Annotated in this window: 11 protein-coding genes; 5 read left to right on the forward strand and 6 right to left on the reverse strand. The window is 62.3% G+C overall.

Annotated elements, in window-relative coordinates; all coding sequences use genetic code 11:
- Positions 1-19: 19 nt before the first annotated feature.
- Positions 20-2623 (reverse strand): aminopeptidase N, encoded by a 2604-nt coding sequence (gene pepN, locus AC6I99_RS11775; protein ID WP_497945043.1) that lies wholly within the window; start codon positions 2621-2623, stop codon positions 20-22.
- Positions 2624-2627: 4 nt separating this feature from the next.
- The gene (locus tag AC6I99_RS11780; RefSeq protein WP_497945042.1) at positions 2628-3692 is read right to left on the reverse strand and encodes a YeiH family protein; all 1065 of its coding nucleotides are present in this window, start codon (positions 3690-3692) and stop codon (positions 2628-2630) included.
- Positions 3693-3802: 110 nt separating this feature from the next.
- Here AC6I99_RS11780 and AC6I99_RS11785 point away from each other — a divergent pair, with 110 nt between their 5' ends.
- The 3 genes from AC6I99_RS11785 (at position 3803) to AC6I99_RS11795 (ending at position 7204) form a co-directional block, all read left to right on the forward strand.
- Complete coding sequence (locus AC6I99_RS11785) at positions 3803-5359, forward strand: circularly permuted type 2 ATP-grasp protein (RefSeq protein ID WP_223946004.1); 1557 nt, start codon at positions 3803-3805, stop codon at positions 5357-5359.
- 70 nt (positions 5360-5429) lie between these two features.
- Positions 5430-6356: an alpha-E domain-containing protein gene (locus tag AC6I99_RS11790; RefSeq protein ID WP_216925742.1), complete on the forward strand. Its 927-nt coding sequence runs from the start codon at positions 5430-5432 to the stop codon at positions 6354-6356.
- Complete coding sequence (locus tag AC6I99_RS11795) at positions 6353-7204, forward strand: transglutaminase family protein (RefSeq protein ID WP_224164385.1); 852 nt, start codon at positions 6353-6355, stop codon at positions 7202-7204. Before AC6I99_RS11790 ends, AC6I99_RS11795 begins: the two co-directional genes overlap by 4 nt.
- 75 nt (positions 7205-7279) lie before the next feature.
- On the opposite strand, the gene AC6I99_RS11800 is transcribed toward AC6I99_RS11795, so the two are convergent.
- Together AC6I99_RS11800 and glgC are read right to left on the reverse strand one after the other, a co-directional pair.
- Positions 7280-8731, reverse strand: a complete 1452-nt coding sequence (locus tag AC6I99_RS11800) for an SDR family NAD(P)-dependent oxidoreductase (RefSeq protein WP_224090299.1) — start codon at positions 8729-8731, stop codon at positions 7280-7282.
- A 75-nt stretch (positions 8732-8806) separates the two neighbouring features.
- Positions 8807-10219: a glucose-1-phosphate adenylyltransferase gene (gene glgC, locus AC6I99_RS11805; RefSeq protein WP_224090301.1), complete on the reverse strand. Its 1413-nt coding sequence runs from the start codon at positions 10217-10219 to the stop codon at positions 8807-8809.
- Between the two features lie 93 nt (positions 10220-10312).
- Here glgC and glgA point away from each other — a divergent pair, with 93 nt between their 5' ends.
- Positions 10313-11509: a glycogen synthase gene (glgA, locus tag AC6I99_RS11810; protein ID WP_224164388.1), complete on the forward strand. Its 1197-nt coding sequence runs from the start codon at positions 10313-10315 to the stop codon at positions 11507-11509.
- A gap of 121 nt (positions 11510-11630) precedes the next feature.
- On the opposite strand, the gene AC6I99_RS11815 is transcribed toward glgA, so the two are convergent.
- Together AC6I99_RS11815 and AC6I99_RS11820 are read right to left on the reverse strand one after the other, a co-directional pair.
- Positions 11631-13754, reverse strand: a complete 2124-nt coding sequence (locus AC6I99_RS11815; protein WP_497945041.1) for an acyl-CoA dehydrogenase family protein — start codon at positions 13752-13754, stop codon at positions 11631-11633.
- A 46-nt stretch (positions 13755-13800) separates the two neighbouring features.
- Positions 13801-14592 carry a TetR family transcriptional regulator gene (locus AC6I99_RS11820; protein WP_497945040.1) on the reverse strand — a complete coding sequence of 264 codons (792 nt, stop codon included), beginning with the start codon at positions 14590-14592 and terminating at the stop codon, positions 13801-13803.
- Here AC6I99_RS11820 and AC6I99_RS11825 point away from each other — a divergent pair.
- Positions 14591-15997, forward strand: a complete 1407-nt coding sequence (locus AC6I99_RS11825; RefSeq protein ID WP_497945039.1) for an acetyl-CoA C-acetyltransferase — start codon at positions 14591-14593, stop codon at positions 15995-15997. The two genes, AC6I99_RS11820 and AC6I99_RS11825, sit on opposite strands and share 2 nt — an antisense overlap.
- The last annotated feature ends 6 nt before the right edge of the window (positions 15998-16003 follow it).

Consider the following 16003-nt stretch of genomic DNA (forward strand, 5'->3'; position numbering starts at 1 on the left):
GTTCCTTAGGCAGGTTTCCTTACCCGGCTGCCTGTGCGGTCAGCGCCCGCAGCAGGTGGCTGCGCTGTTCGATGATGATGCGGCGCAAAGCACGGGGTGCTTCGGTATGCTCATGCAGCCATCGGTCGGTCGTCACCAGCACTGGATGGGCGACCGGCTCCATTCCGGCCGCCAAATCCTGGGCGCCGGGGTAGAGGCCCCTGACGATCCTGCCTGCAATTTCGATACTGCGCTCAGCCCAGACACGTTCCAGGCATTCGAAGTAGGGCTCAATGTATGGCTGCAGGAGCTCTCCGGGCGCAATGGTGAAACCCGTGATTGTTGCGCTGAGGATCTCGTTGGACAGCCCGCTAGTGTTGACGGCTGCGTCCCATGCTGCCGCCTTTACGGAGACGTCAGGACGGGCCGAGGAGGCTACTGCATGGCCTTCCCGGCCGGAGGCCGTCTTGTCCGCCTCACGTTCGGCATCCAGCTCGCGCTGCGTCGCTTGTCCGTGGGCCGCAAGGGCCTGCCAGAAACTCCAGCGCAGTTCAGCGTCGACGGCCAGGCCGTCAATGACCGTGGCGCCTTCCAGGACGGCCCGCAGCAGGGGAAGTTCGCTGTCGCCGTGCCTGGAAACATCGGCCAGGGTTCTGGCCCAGGCAAGCTGCTGGTCGGATCCAGGGGCGGCGGACTGCAATTGGGCCGCGGCGACCGCCAGAAAGTCCTTACGCACGCCATCCCGCATGACAGCGGGGACATAACGTTCAATAGCCGTGGCTGCATTGCCCAGCACGTTCAGGAGGACGCCGATGCCGGTTTCGGTGGGTGCGAACTGTTCGACGGCGGTAACGTACCGCACCGCTGGCGTAGCGCCGTCCCGAGCCGAATCCCATAGTGCGGTCCAGCACAGCGCACGTGCCATGGGGTCCTGGATGGTGCCCAGGGAACTCCGGACTGTGTGCTCCGAAAGGGCGTCCAGACGCACCTTCGCGTAGCTGAGGTCCTCATCGTTGACCAGCAACAGGGCGGGCCGGGGCTTCCCTGCAAGTTCGGCCACCAACGTGCTCGGGCCAGAGACGTCCAGCTCGATGCTCTCGCTCCGGACGAGGTGGCCGGAGGAATCGGGGTCGTACAGGCCCAGCCGGAGTCGGTGGGGCCGCAACTCCTGCTTGCCCGTCAGGGGGTCGGTCGCATCCTGTTGGAGCGTCACGGCGCCCATGATCCCGTTGTCATCCACAATGTCTGCCGTGATGGTGGAAATGCCTGATGTCTGCAGCCACTGGCGCGCCCAGCCGGCAAGGTCCCTTCCCGACGCGACGGTGAGCGCGTGCAGAAGGTCCTGTAGCGAGGTGTTGCCGAACCCGTGGTCCCGGAAATACTGGCGGGACCCGGCGATAAAGTCGTCAAAGCCTACGTAGGACACCAGCTGCTTCAGAACAGCGGCCCCTTTGGCATACGTGATTCCATCAAAGTTCTGCTTGGCCGCTTCGAGGTCCGGAATGTCGGCAACAATGGGGTGTGTGGTAGGCAGCTGGTCCTGTACATAGGCCCAGGCTTTGCGTTTGCTGGCGAAGTTCACCCATGCCGTATCCCAGTCAGTGGCCCGGTCCACGCCAAGTGTCCCCATGTAGTCGGCAAAGGATTCCTTCAGCCAGAGGTCGTCCCACCAGGTCATGGTGACGAGGTCACCGAACCACATGTGGGCCATCTCGTGCATCAGTGTGTTGGCGCGCGCCTGGTACTGGGCGTCTGTTGCCCGGGAAGCGTAGACGTACTTCTCGGTGAACGTCACCAGCCCCGGGTTTTCCATGGCGCCGAGGTTGTACTCGGGCACGAAGGCCTGATCGTATTTGCCCCAAGGATAGGGGTAGTCGAAAAGTTCGTTGAAGAACGCCAGCCCGCTCTTGGTCAGCCGGAAGAGTTCATCGGCATCGAACGACTCTGCCAAAGACGCCCGGCAGTAGAGGGCCAGTGGGACGTCAAGGCGGCTGCCGTCGTCGAGCGTTGCTCCCCAACGGTCAGTGGCCTTGAAGTAGGGCCCGGCGAGGATTGTGGTGATGTAGGTGGACATCCGCTTGGTGGTGGCAAAATCCCAGTTCCAGGCTGCGGCATCATCCGCCAGGGGCGTTCGGGCGGTCTCTACGCCATTGGATGCAACTTCCCAGCCTGCCGGAGCGATCACGTGGAAAGTGAATTCGGCTTTGAGGTCGGGCTGCTCAAAGTTGGCGAAGACGCGGCGGCTGTCGGCCGGTTCGTACTGGGTGTAGAGATAGCACTGGCCATCGGCTGGGTCGACGAAACGGTGCATGCCCTCTCCGGAGCGGCTGTAGAGCGCGGTTCCTGTAACGGTGACCGTGTTTTCGGCGGCCAGGTCCTCCAGGATGATCCTGTCCCGGTCCACCACCCGGTCAACGTCCAGGACCTTGCCGTTCAGCATCACGGACTTCACTCCGCCGCTGATGAAATCCAGGAAAGTAGCTGAGCCGGGATTGGCAGAAAACCTGATGGTGCTGGTGCTCGGGTAGCCGGCGATTGCGGGATCTGCCGCGTCGCGGACATCGAGGGTGACGTCGTAGCTATGGGTGGTGATCAGGGCTGAACGTGTTGCGGCTTCGTCGCGCGAGAGATTGTGATTCGACACACAGCTATCTAATCATGATCCATACGGCGCCCAGGCCCAGCGTTGCGATCAGCAGCCACGATCCCAGCGCCACAGCAACGGCACGCCCCCCGGTATTAACGAGAGTGCGTACACGCACCGCGGAACCGAGCCCAAACAGGGCGGTCGCGAGCAGGATGTCCTGCACTCCGGCGGCGGCTTCCAGAACTGCCGGGGGCGCCCAACCCAAGGTGCGAACGCCCACCATCGCGATGAAGCCGAGGACAAACAGAGGGACAATCGGCGGAAACCGGCCATCGCCGTCGTGCTTTCCTGATTGGCCTGATTCAGTGTTCGCCCGCCGCCGTACGTGCATCACCCGCTGGTGCAGCCCTGCTGCCGCGGCGATCGGCGCCAAGAGGACCACGCGCGTCAATTTGACGACGACGGCGACAGCCAGCGCCGCTGTCCCCGCAGTCTGGGCCGTGGCAACCACTTGGCCGACATCATGCACGGACGCACCGGTCCACGCTCCGAATTGTTCCGGGTTCAAACCCAAGGGGTGCATGAGGAGGGGGAGCACCCCAATCGCCAGGGTGCCGCACAAGGTCACCAGCGCCACCGGAAGTACGGTGTCCTGGTGCTTGACCCGCCTTACCGCTGCCATGGCACCGATGGCCGACGCACCGCATATGGAGAATCCGGTGGCGATCAGGAGTGCCGCCTCGTCAGGAAGGCGGAGGATCTTGGCGAGTCCATAGGTCCCCGCGAAACTCAGCAACACCACGGCTGCAATCAGAAGCAGTGACAACCACCCCAACCCGAGGACATCGCCCATGCTGACCTTGAGTCCAAGCAGGACGATCCCTGCACGCATCAGGTGCTTCCCGGCGAAGTCCAGGCCCGGCCGGGCGCGCCCCGCCGCCCAGACAGCAGTGCCCGGTATATTTGCAGAGAGCAGGCCCAGTGCGACAGCGAGCGTCATGACGGGAATAACCCCCAATGCCGGAAACACCGCGTGGACGGTGAAGGCAACCCCCGTTGCGGCAATACTCAGGACCAGCCCCGGCCCCAGCCGGGACAGGTGGGGCGCAAGACTGTTCAAGGGCATGCCTCAACCCTGCCGGATGGGGCACCGAAAGGCGAACCGGGAGCCTCCGGAAACCGCGACACAATCAGTGCGAAATGCGCTTGACTCAAAAAGGTGATTGTCTAATTCCCATGTCTGACCTATTTCAGGATTATTCCGAGGCCGCTGCGCGCAGCGGCGCCTACGACGAGATGTTCGCCCCCGGCCACGTCGCCAGAAAATCCTACGGTCAGGTTGCCGGTGCACTGCGCGAGCTTTCCCTGGCCGATGTCACCGCCCGCGCCGACTCCATGGCACGCACGTTCCTGGACCGCGGCGTGACGTTCGACTACGCGGGGGAGGAGCGGCCGTTCCCGCTGGACATCGTCCCGCGCGTTATCCCCGCTGACGAGTGGGATGTCCTTGAGCGCGGCGTGGCACAGCGGGTCAAAGCCCTTGAAGCGTTCCTCAACGATGTATACGGCCGGATGGCCGTGGTGGCTGACGGCGTCATTCCCCGGCAACTTGTCACCACAAGCGCCCATTTCCACCGTGCCGTTCACGGCTTCGAACCGTCCGGCGGCGTCCGAGTCCACGTCTCCGGCATCGACGTCGTTCGTGATGCGGAAGGCACCTTCCGTGTCCTCGAGGACAATGTCCGCGTGCCCTCCGGCGTGAGCTATGTACTGGAGAACCGCCGCGCCATGGCCAAGGGCCTGCCCGAGGCATTCGGCCAGCAGCACATTCGGCCGGTGGAAGAGTACCCCCGCAGGCTCCTCTCAGCGCTGCGCAAGACCGCACCGGCCGGCGTCGACGATCCCACGGTTGTGGTCCTGACACCGGGCGTTTTCAACAGCGCATATTTTGAGCACACCCTCCTTGCCGGACTCATGGGCGTGGAACTGGTGGAAGGCCGGGACCTGATCTGCCGCGGTAACCGTGTGTATATGCGGACCACAGCCGGCGAACAGCGCGTGGATGTCATCTACAAGCGCATCGACGACGACTTCCTGGATCCCCTGCAGTTCCGTTCCGATTCCATGCTCGGTTGCCCTGGCCTGGTCAACGCCGCCCGTGCTGGAGGCGTAACCATCGCCAACGCGGTGGGCAACGGCGTAGCCGATGACAAGCTCGTGTACAGTTACGTGCCTGACCTGATCCGGTACTACCTTCACGAAGAGCCGATCATTGCCAACGTCGACACTTTCCGGCTCGAGGAAAAGGAAGCCAGGGAACATGTTCTGGACCGCTTGGAGGAACTGGTGGTCAAGCCGGTCGACGGTTCAGGCGGCAAGGGCCTGGTTATCGGTCCCGACGCCTCCAAGGATGAGCTTGACGCTTTGCGGAAGCGCGTGATTGCAGATCCTCGTGGCTGGATCGCACAGCCCGTCCTTCAACTCTCCACGGTGCCCACGCTCTCCGGAGACAAATTCGGCCCGCGGCACGTGGACCTCCGCCCCTTTGCAGTCAACGACGGCGACGACGTCTGGGTCCTTCCCGGCGGCCTGACCCGGGTAGCACTCAAGGAAGGTTCCCTGATTGTGAATTCCAGCCAGGGCGGCGGCTCCAAGGACACCTGGGTGTTGGCCAATTCGCCACAAATGCCTGCTGAGATCATTCCGCGCCAGTCCGTGACGGTCCGCGAGCAGGTTTCCGTGTGGCCCGTGGAAAGCAATTGGCGGGACCGCCAGACGGAGCAGCAGCAGTGAACCGGCTCTGGACCACCGTTGAATTGACCCCTGAACTTCGACAAGCACCACGCGAAGGAGGCGCAGTTTCATGCTGAGCCGTATTGCCGAGTCACTTTTCTGGATCGGACGCTATGTAGAGCGCGCCGACGGCACTGCCAGGATCCTGGACGTACACCTGGAGCGCTTGAACCACCTGCCCCTTGAAGAGCAACGCAGTGTGGCCCGCGAACTCCTCGCCGTCATGGGTGCGAAACCTCAAAGCGAAGACTTCGGCCTGCCCGAGCTGCTGCATGCACTTGCCTATGACAAGCAGAGCGCGTCCTCCATTGCCGGCTCGCTTGGCGCCGCCCGCGAGAACGCCCGCAGGGCCCGGGAGACCGTCTCGCAGTCACTCTGGGAAAGCCTCAACACCACCTATTACGGCCTGAGCCAGCATCGCAAGGACGTCGTGGGAACCTACCGTTTCTGCAATTGGGTCCTTGAGAGGACCGCCATGGTGCGCGGACTGGCGGATACCACCGTCAGCCATGATGAGAGCTGGCTGTTCATGGTTCTCGGGCGTTCGCTTGAACGTGCGGACATGACAGCACGCATGTTGTCCACGCGGGATGTGCAGTCCGCGGGAATGTCCTGGGTGAACATGCTGCGGTGTGCTGGCGCGTACGAGTCCTTCATCCGGACCCGTAGGGCCGCATTTGGCGACCAGCACGCGGCCGAGTTCCTGCTTCTGGACCGGTTGTTCCCCCGCTCGATCGTCTATGCCCTGCGCGACGCGGACGAGTGCCTGGCAAAGCTGGATCCTTCAGCACAGCGGGTCGGCTTCATCAACGATGCCCGTCGGATTGTTGGGCAGGCCAGAACGTTCCTTGAGTTCCACAGGACGGATGACCTGATGTCCGAATTGCCGGAGCATATGGAACGTGTGCAGAAGGCTGTAACCCAGGCTTCGGACGCGATTTCCCGTAAGTACTTCAATCAGGCTGATGAGCACGCCTGGGTGGGAGAAGTTTCATGACCCGGCTTAGCATCGTCCACAAGACGGCCTACAAATACAACCGACGCGTGACGTTGTCCTACAACGAGGCGCGGATGACTCCATTGACCGACGGCCAGCAGGTGGTCCTGGAATCCTCGCTGAAGGTTTCACCCAATCAGGCCTCGGTCAGCACCTACCGCGACTACTGGGGCACGCGCGTCACTGCCTTCGATATGCAGATGCCCCACGAGAGCCTTGAGGTCCTTGCCACGGCCACAGTGGAAGTGCACCGGACCGAACGTGTGGCGTCCGAGGACGACATCGTGGGCTGGGACGTTATCGCCTCGGAAAAGATCCAGGACGAATTCAGCGATTGGCTGCCCCAGTCCCGGTTGAGCGGCCCGGGTGAGGAAGTCCTCGGCATCATTCCAGGCGTGGTGGACGGCAAAAACCCCCATGAGGCGGCGTTGGCCATCTTTTCGTGGATGGCCGGCGAGATGACGTACATGAAGGGCACCACAGGTGTAACGACGAATGCCGAACAGGCGTGGACGCAACGCCAGGGTGTGTGCCAGGACCTTGCGCATTTGGCCATTGGCGCCTTGCGTAGCCGCGGCATACCAGCGCGCTACGTTTCGGGCTACATCCATCCGCGGTCATCCGCTGACATCGGCGAAACGGTTGCCGGGCAGTCCCACGCGTGGCTGGAGTGGTGGGACGGCGAATGGCGCAGCTGGGATCCCACCAACCATAAGCCTGCCGGTGACTACCACGTGACCGTGGCGAGGGGCCGGGACTACCGGGATGTTCCGCCGCTGAAAGGCATTCTTTCCGGTGGCGGAGGTTCGGGGCTATCCGTTTCCGTGGAGATCACCCGCCTAGCGTAAGTAGTCTGTGTACAGATATGGCCCCCAGGAAGGACTTGGGGGCCATATCTGTAAGCACACTCGACGACTTTGGATTTACCAGGGGGAGGGCTTGTAGTCCTTGAGGAATACCCCGTACTGGTCCTCGCCGTTCTCGCCCATCACGATGGGATCGTACACGCGGGCAGCACCGTCCACCAGGTCCAAGGGCGCGTGGAATCCTTCTTCCATGAGCCGCACCTTGGTGTAATGCGGGCGTTCATCCGTGATCCAGCCGGTGTCCACGGCGGTCATGAGGATGCCATCGGAATCCAACATCTCCTGGGCGCTGGTGCGCGTCATCATGTTCAGGGCAGCTTTGGCCATGTTGGTGTGAGGATGTCCCGGACCCTTGTAGGCACGGGAGAACTGCCCTTCCATGGCCGAAACGTTCACGATGTACTTTCGGCGTGCCGTTGAGCGTTTCATGGCATCGCGCAAGCGGCTGACCAGCAGGAAGGGAGCCGTTACGTTGCATAGCTGCACCTCGAGCATTTCGAGCGGATCCACTTCGTCCACTACCTGCGTCCAGCTGTTGATAGTGGCGAGGTCGGGGACCAGCCCGCCGGCATCGATAGCCGTTCCGGATTCGATCCGGGCCAAAGACGCCGAACCAGTTGAGAGCGCCAGGGAAGTGATGGCGTCTCCGGCAAGGACAGGATGTTCGGTGACGCTGCTGGCCAGGGCCAGTGGATGCTTGTCATGGGCGTGGCCGAACGTGACCAGTTCGGGGCCTCCGTTGGCAGCGTCCAATGCGGCCGGCAAGGGCTCGTCCTCGGCGTCAACCAAGGGTTTGTAGGCGTTGCCGGAGCGTCGCACCGTTTGCGCGGCATTGTTGATGATGATGTCCAGCGGGCCGGCCTTGTTCAGGGAGTCCGTCAGGGCCATCACCTGGGCGGGATCACGGAGGTCGATGCCAACGATCCTCAGGCGGTGCAGCCAATCCGCGCTGTCTTCCATCGCGGCAAACCGACGTGCCGCGTCTTTGGGGAAGCGTGTTGTGATGGTGGTGTGGGCGCCATCCCTGAGCAGCCGGAGCGCAATGTACATACCGATCTTGGCGCGGCCACCGGTCAACAGGGCATTGCGGCCGGTCAGGTCCGTGCGGGCATCGCGTTTGCTGTGGCTGAAGGCAGCGCACTCGGGGCATAGCTGGTGGTAGAACGCATCCACCTGGGTGTAGTGCTGCTTGCAGATGTAGCAGGGACGTGAGCGGATCAGATGGCCCGCGACCTCGCCGGTGGCTGAAGGAGCAAGCTTGTTGCCGCGGGTTTCATCATCGATGCGGTCCGGCGCAGCTGTTGCGGTGAGGGCAATGACTGCACGGTCGGCTTCCGCGATCAGGTCCCGCTTGGTGACGCGGCGGTGCCGCTTGACTGCTTTGAACATCTTGCCCGTTGCACGACGGACCGCGACGTAGTCCGGGTGCTCCTCGTCATAGACGTGGATTGTGGTCAGAACCTTGAGGCAGGCCTGGATCTCTTCAGGCGTCAGATCGGTGGAGCTCATTGACCTGATTTTACAGCCTTGGGAGCCTGGGGCCTGCCTCGGGTTCTACCAGCACAGCCGGTGATGGACGGAAGCCTAGCGGCCGGCGCCCTGTGATGCTGTGTCTACTACGCGGGCCTGGATGCCGGCAGCTACCTTTTCGGCAGAATCCCGGATATCGGGGTCATCCTGCGTGGCAGCCTTAACGGCTTCCGGCAGGCTCCGCCGGTACTCCGCGGACAACGCGAGCTCCTCTTCGCCGGGTTCAGGAACAAGCTGTCCCTTGGCAAGGACGGTGATCCCGGATTCGGTGACCTTGTAGCCACGGGCCTTGTCCAACGCCGGGTCCAGTCCGATCGCGGCGCCGGCAGGGACCTTGACGTTCTTGTCCAGGATGGCCCTCTTGATCACTGCACCTTCGCCGACGCGGACCTTATCCATCAGTACTGAGTCCTGGACACGGCTGCCAGCCTCCACGAAGACGTCGTTGGAGAGCACGGAACCTTCAACGATGCCGCCTGAGATGACCACACCACTGGCCACGATGGAGTCCAGGGCGGTACCCACCGTGCTGTTGCCGCCGCGGACAAACTTGGCGGGAGGCGAGATGCTCTGGCGGGTGTAGATGGGCCATTCGGAGTTGTAGAGGTTGAAGATGGGAACGGGGGAGATGAGGTCAACGTGGGCGTCGTAGAAGGAGTCGATGGTGCCAACGTCCCGCCAGTACGTACGGTCACGTTCGGTGGCACCAGGGATGTCATTCAGCGTGAAGTCATAGACCCCGGCCTCACCCTTGTCCACGAAGTAGGGAATGATGTCCCCGCCCATGTCGTGTTTTGTATCCAGTCGCTCGGCGTCAACGTGAAGCGCTTCAACGAGGGCGTCGGCGTTGAAGACGTAGTTGCCCATGGAGGCGAGGAACTGGGTGGGATCGGCCGCAAGCCCGGGCGTGCTGGCCGGCTTCTCCACGAATGCCGCGATCTTCTGGGGATCGTTCTGGTCAACTTCAATCACACCGAATTGGTTGGCCATGTTCAGCGGCTGCCGCACGGCTGCTACGGTAGCCTTCGCGCCGCTGGCAATGTGCTGTTCCACCATTTGTGAGAAGTCCATGCGGTAGACGTGGTCTGCGCCGACCACAACCACAATGTCCGGAGCGTCATCGTGAATAAGGTTCAGGGACTGGTAGATGGCGTTGGCGCTGCCAAGGAACCAGCTCTTGCCGACTCGCTGTTGCGCGGGTACGGAAGCTACGTAGCGGCCCAACTGTGTGGACATGCGCCAGGTCTCGGAGATATGTCGGTCAAGGCTGTGCGATTTGTACTGCGTCAGAACCACGATTTTCAAATATCCCGAATTGACCAGATTCGATAGTGCAAAGTCAATAAGCCTGTAGCCTCCCGCAAACGGAACCGCTGGCTTCGCCCTGTCCGCCGTCAAAGGCATGAGGCGATTGCCTTCGCCGCCAGCCAACACGATTGCCAATACTTTCTTCAACGCCATGGTCATAGCTCCCCGTACGTCTTCGTAGCCCCCAAAAGTCCGATTTTCCGGACCCTTTCACACTAGAACACATAAGCCGGAACGACTACGTTGGGTAACGTGCGAATAGACATTGTGACTAAAGAATTCCCTCCGGAAATTTATGGCGGTGCCGGTGTCCACGTTGCCGAGCTCAGCCGTGTGCTGGCGAAGCACGTGGATCTTCACGTCCGGGCGTTTGGCGCCCCACGTGAGGCCGACTACCACGGGGCCACCGTGGACTCCTACGCCACACCCCACGACCTTGGCGACGCCAATGCTGCCCTCCAGACGTTGGGCGTGGATCTTCGGATCGTTCCGGATATTGCGGGAGCGGATCTCGTCCACTCGCACACCTGGTACGCGAACATGGCAGGACACCTCGCTTCGCTGCTGCATGGCATTCCCCATGTACTGAGCGCCCACAGCCTGGAACCGCTGCGTCCGTGGAAGGCCGAACAGCTCGGCGGTGGCTACGCGTTGTCCTCATGGGTGGAGAAGACAGCCTACGAAGCTGCCGCGGCGATCATCGCCGTATCCGATGGAATGCGGCAGGACATCCTGCGCAGCTACCCTGACGTTGATCCCGACAAAGTCCGGGTGGTACATAACGGGATCGACGTTTCCCTGTGGGAACGGGACGAAGAGGACGACGCCATCCGCGCGTTGGGCATGGATCCCGCCAAGCCAAGTGTGGTGTTCGTTGGCCGGAACACGCGACAAAAGGGCGTCCCCTACCTGTTGCGCGCCGCTTCCAGCCTTCCCGCCGATGTTCAACTGGTCCTCTGCCTTGGTGCAGCTGACACTCCCGAATTGGCAGCTGAGACAGCGCGCCTCATTGAGGAGCTCCAAAGCAAGCGTGAGGGCGTGATCCTCATTGAGCGGATGCTGCCACGCCGGGAACTCATCCAGGTCCTCAGCCATGCAACAGCATTCGCCTGCCCCTCCATTTACGAACCGCTGGGCATCGTGAACCTTGAAGCCATGGCTTGCGGCGCCGCAGTGGTGGCAAGTGCTACGGGCGGCATTCCAGAGGTTGTCCAGCACGGCGAGACCGGCCTCCTGGTTCCCTTGGAGCAGGTCACTGACGGCACGGGAACACCGCTTGATCCTGAAAAATTCGTGGCCGATTTCGCTGCAGCCCTGAACGATGTAGTTGCGGATCCAGCGCGCGCCCGCAAGATGGGCATTGCTGGCCGGCGACGTGCCGAGGAACATTTCTCGTGGGAGTCCATCACTGAAACCACGCTTGAGGTGTACCGGTCCGTGCTCGGCTGAGCAGCTGACCGTCCTGGAAAGCAGGCAAAACGACGACCGCGCCGCCCCCTTGAGTGGGGACGGCGCCGTCGCGCTTTGGCGAAACTTCCAAAAAAGTTCACCATTCGGAAATCACATCCTGCTACCGGGACTTTGACCCTTTCAGGGCCAGTAACGACTTCTCGTCGGCCGGCGCGGAGCCGCTGGCGCGCTGCTTACGGAAGTGGGTGCTGGCCTCATCCTGGCGGCGTGCTTCGGCGCCGGTCGCGATTGACGCGCGCAAGTGCTCGGGTCCGTACCCAAAGGCGTCCACGAGGTCCAGCGCATGGGGGCGGATCTTGACCAGCAGCCGGTTGATGTACGTCCCTACGGTCCGGCCGCGTTGCATCGACAGCCGGCCGTTCATGAGATACCACGACAAGTGCTTCTCGATGAGCGAAAGCCCGAACAGATCCCGCAGCCAGGTGAGGACCCGCTTGGTTCCCTCATCGGAAACCTCCGCCAACGCCTCCGTGAAGGCTTCCCACTGGAGGAGCTCGGCATGGGCTTGAGCGGCTTCGATGAGTTCATGCTGGTGCTGGTTGAACAGGGCTGCCGCCTGGTGCTGCGGCAGCTTATTGGCACCCTTCAGCGCAGCACCTACTTCGGCCACCATGGACTGCACGCGGTCGGTCAGCAGGGTCCGCTGGCCTTCCTCGTCGCGCAAAGCCAGTGCTGCTTTCTGCACCGAGCCCGTGTCAGCTACGAACTGGGCAACTTGGCGCAGGCCCGTCCTGTGCAAGGCGACACCTGCGGCCTGGTCCACTACATAGCGCGCAAGCACGCCGAAGTCGGCACTGCGGAATTCCTTGGCGTAGTCAGCCAGTAGCCGCTTGGCCACCAACTGCAGCAGGACTGTGTTGTCGCCTTCAAAAGTCACGTAAACGTCAAGGTCCGCGCGCAGCGAGGCAAAGCGGTTCTCGATCAGGAAGCCCGCGCCACCACAGGCTTCGCGGCATTCCTGCAGGGTATCCAGAGCATGCCAGGTGCTGAGGGGCTTCAGCGCGGCCGCCAAGGTTTCCAGATCCTGGCGGTCGGCGTCGGTGTCGTGGGCACCGGAGAAGACGTCGTCGAACTTTTGCAGGAGTTGCTCGTGGGCAAAACCGGCGGCGTAGGTCGTAGCAAGCCGGGTGAAAAGGCGCCGCTGGTGACGCTGATAGTCCAGCAGGACTTCCTCGTCGGTGGGGGAGGAAGCGTTGAACTGACGGCGCTCGGTGGCGTACTGGATGGCTGTTTTGAGTGCTACCTTGCTGGCCGCCACGGCTGCCCCGTCCAGAGAGACCCGGCCCTGGACCAGGGTTCCGAGCATCGTGAAGAAGCGGCGGCCCGGGCTCTCGATGGTTGATGAATATGTGCCATCCACAGCTACGTCGCCGTAGCGGTTCAGGAGGTTGGTGCGGGGGATACGGACATCCGTGAAATGGAGCCTGCCGTTGTCGATGCCGTTCAGGCCACCCTTGATGCCGTCATCCTCCCCGCCGATGCCTGGCAGGAATTCTTTAGTGGTGGGGTCGCGAAGCTCGACATAGAAGGCGTGGACGCCGTGGTTAACGTTCTTGGTTACCAGCTGCGCAAACACGACGGCGGCCAGGCCATCATTTGCTGCGTTGCCGATGTAGTCCTTCCAGGCTGCCCTGAAGGGGGTGTTGATGACGAATTCCTGGTTCGCTTCGTCATAGGTGGCCGTCGTGGCGATGCTCGCGACGTCGGAGCCATGGCCCGTCTCAGTCATCGCGAAACAGCCCGGAATGGCCAGGCTCATGATGCCGGGGAGCCATTTGTCGTGGTGCTCCCGGGTCCCAAGGTGCATGACGGCAGAGCCAAAGAGGCCCCATTGAACACCTGCTTTGATCTGGAGGGAGGGATCGGCCGTGACGAGTTCTTCGAACCCGGCAATGTTTCCGCCGTGGTCATCGGAGCCCCCCAGGCGGGTAGGAAACGCCCGGTGCACGGCATTGTTATCCACCAGGAACTTCAACTGTTCAAACACGCGGGACCGGTGTTCGGTGTGATGGAGGCCTTCAATTTTCCGGACGTCAGGATGACCTGCTATTTGGCGGGCCTGGCGCCGGATGTGGGCCCACTTGCCCAAGAGCTGTTCACCCAGTGCCGCGACATCCACCACCGGGTCCCCACCCTGCTGGCTGGAGCCGCTGGTGTGCATGGCCGCATCCTCGCGGCCGGATGGTTGACGGGCTGATGGCGCCCGGTCCACTACTTCAGTCATGTTGATTCCTTCTTTGGTTCTTACAACTGATGGATCATTGCTCATGTCAGTTGGCTGCTTTGAGTTCAGGAGCGATGCCCAGGCATAGCCAGTCCGTGATGTGCCCGGCCATGGTGGCCTGGTTCGGTTTACTATCGGAGGCAGGGCTTCCCAGCCACATTTCACCCGCATTCCGAACGAGCCCAATGGCTGCAGTTGGCCAGTACTCGATCAATGCTTCTTTCTCTGCACCGAGGTACTGCCGCATGGGGGTGGCGATCATGTCGGTGATCTGTTCGAAGAAGTTTCCCAGCGCGCCCGACGCGGCAATGGCATCCTGCGAGGAAGCTTCCCCGGGCGTCAACCGGGTGATGAACGCATAAACGTTGGGGCTGGATTCCGCCATTTGCAGGTAGGCCGAAACCATGGCGTAGAGGCCTTCGCGTGGTGTCAGCGCCGATTGGGCCGCTTCTTTCATGCGGCGTTGCATTTGCCCCAGAACCACTTCACCCATGGCCTGTTGAAGGCCTGCCTTATCGCCGAAATAGCGGTAGTACACCGACTTTGACGTGCCCGCGGCACCGGCGATGTCTTCCATGGACGCCTCGCTGCCCAAGGCATGCACAGCCCTGCGTGCTGCCTTGATGAGCTCGCGCCGACGCTCCTCGCGATGGCTCTGCCATCTGGCGGCACGCCCATCTACCGCAGGGTCCGGGTTGGCGTTGCCGGACTCCGTGGCGGCATCAAAAGCACCAGCTTGGGGTGCGTTCGGAAAATCTGTACGGCGACGGTTCACGATACCCAGCGTATCAGGTACGCTGGGTATCAGTAACTGGTATTCATCGAAGGAGTCAAGCATGGCTGCAGCAGACGCACCCGCGGGCACGAACAAAGGTACAGCCGGGACTGGTACCGCGGGAACAGGTACAGGCGGCTTCGCAAGCGCAGAGCAGGGCAAGGGCATACAAGGCACGCGTTCTGCCGTGATCGTTGGGGGAAACCGCATCCCGTTTGCCCGCACAGGCGGCGCTTATGTGAAGTCCTCCAACCAGGACATGCTTACTGCTGCGCTGGATGGACTGATCGCGCGCTTCGGGTTGCAGGATGAACGGATCGGTGAAGTAGCGGCCGGAGCCGTGCTGAAGCATTCCCGCGACTTCAACCTCACCCGTGAGGCTGTACTGGGTTCGGCGTTATCTCCGGAGACACCCGCGTACGACCTTCAGCAGGCATGTGCCACGGGACTGGAAACCGTGCTTGGGCTTGCCAACAAGATCAAGCTGGGCCAGATCGAATCCGCGATCGCCGGTGGCGTTGACTCCGCGTCCGATGCCCCGATCGCCGTCAGCGAGGGGCTGCGGGAAATCCTGCTGGACCTCAACCGCGCAAAGACCTCCGTCCAGAAGCTGAAGGTCCTGGCGCGCATCCGGCCAAAGGACCTGGCCCCGGATGCTCCCAACACCGGCGAACCACGCACCGGCCTGTCCATGGGCGAACATCAAGCCCTCACTACGGCACAGTGGAAGATCAGCCGGGAGGCACAGGACGAACTGGCCTTTAACAGCCACCGCAACCTCGCCGACGCGTACGAGCGCGGCTTCTTCGAGGACCTCATTACTCCGTACCGCGGCCTCAACCGGGACTCGAATCTTCGCGCAGACACCACGTTGGAGAAGCTCTCCACACTGAAGCCTGTCTTTGGCAGGAACCTGGGATCCGAGGCCACCATGACCGCCGGCAATTCGACGCCGCTGACCGATGGTGCCGCAACGGTCTTGCTTGCCACCGAGGAGTGGGCGGACAGCCGGGGCCTGCCCAAGCTCGCCACCGTCCTGGACGGTGAGGCAGCCGCCGTCGACTTTGTCCACGGCAAGGACGGACTTCTGATGGCGCCGGTCTTTGCCGTACCGCGCCTCCTCGCCCGCCATGGGCTGTCCCTTGAGGACTTCGACTTCTTCGAAATCCATGAGGCCTTCGCCGGGACCGTCCTCAGCACCCTGGCCGCCTGGGAAGATGAGGACTTCGGACGAACGCGGTTGGGGCTGGACGGCGCGCTGGGGAAGGTGGACCGCACCAAGCTCAACGTCAACGGTTCTTCACTTGCTGCCGGGCACCCATTTGCAGCAACCGGTGGCAGGATCGTGGCCTCGCTGGCAAAGATGCTCCATGAAAAGGGAGCTGTGGATGGAAGGCCGGCACGTGGCCTGATTTCCGTGTGCGCCGCCGGCGGGCAGGGCGTTGTTGCCATTCTGGAAGCAGCCTAGGGGAGC

The sequence above is a fragment of the Arthrobacter sp. TmtSoilC77 genome (assembly GCF_059739415.1).

What these genes read in the sequence shown, in the direction of transcription:
- AC6I99_RS11815 (WP_497945041.1), bottom strand. Translation starts at nt 13,754, where the DNA reads ATGACTGAAGTAGTGGACCGGGCGCCATCAGCCCGTCAACCATCCGGC.
- AC6I99_RS11820 (WP_497945040.1), bottom strand. Translation starts at nt 14,592, where the DNA reads ATGCTTGACTCCTTCGATGAATACCAGTTACTGATACCCAGCGTACCT.
- AC6I99_RS11780 (WP_497945042.1), bottom strand. Translation starts at nt 3,692, where the DNA reads ATGCCCTTGAACAGTCTTGCGCCCCACCTGTCCCGGCTGGGGCCGGGG.
- AC6I99_RS11785 (WP_223946004.1), top strand. Translation starts at nt 3,803, where the DNA reads ATGTCTGACCTATTTCAGGATTATTCCGAGGCCGCTGCGCGCAGCGGC.
- AC6I99_RS11800 (WP_224090299.1), bottom strand. Translation starts at nt 8,731, where the DNA reads ATGAGCTCCACCGATCTGACGCCTGAAGAGATCCAGGCCTGCCTCAAG.
- glgC (WP_224090301.1), bottom strand. Translation starts at nt 10,219, where the DNA reads ATGACCATGGCGTTGAAGAAAGTATTGGCAATCGTGTTGGCTGGCGGC.
- AC6I99_RS11825 (WP_497945039.1), top strand. Translation starts at nt 14,591, where the DNA reads ATGGCTGCAGCAGACGCACCCGCGGGCACGAACAAAGGTACAGCCGGG.
- AC6I99_RS11795 (WP_224164385.1), top strand. Translation starts at nt 6,353, where the DNA reads ATGACCCGGCTTAGCATCGTCCACAAGACGGCCTACAAATACAACCGA.
- AC6I99_RS11790 (WP_216925742.1), top strand. Translation starts at nt 5,430, where the DNA reads ATGCTGAGCCGTATTGCCGAGTCACTTTTCTGGATCGGACGCTATGTA.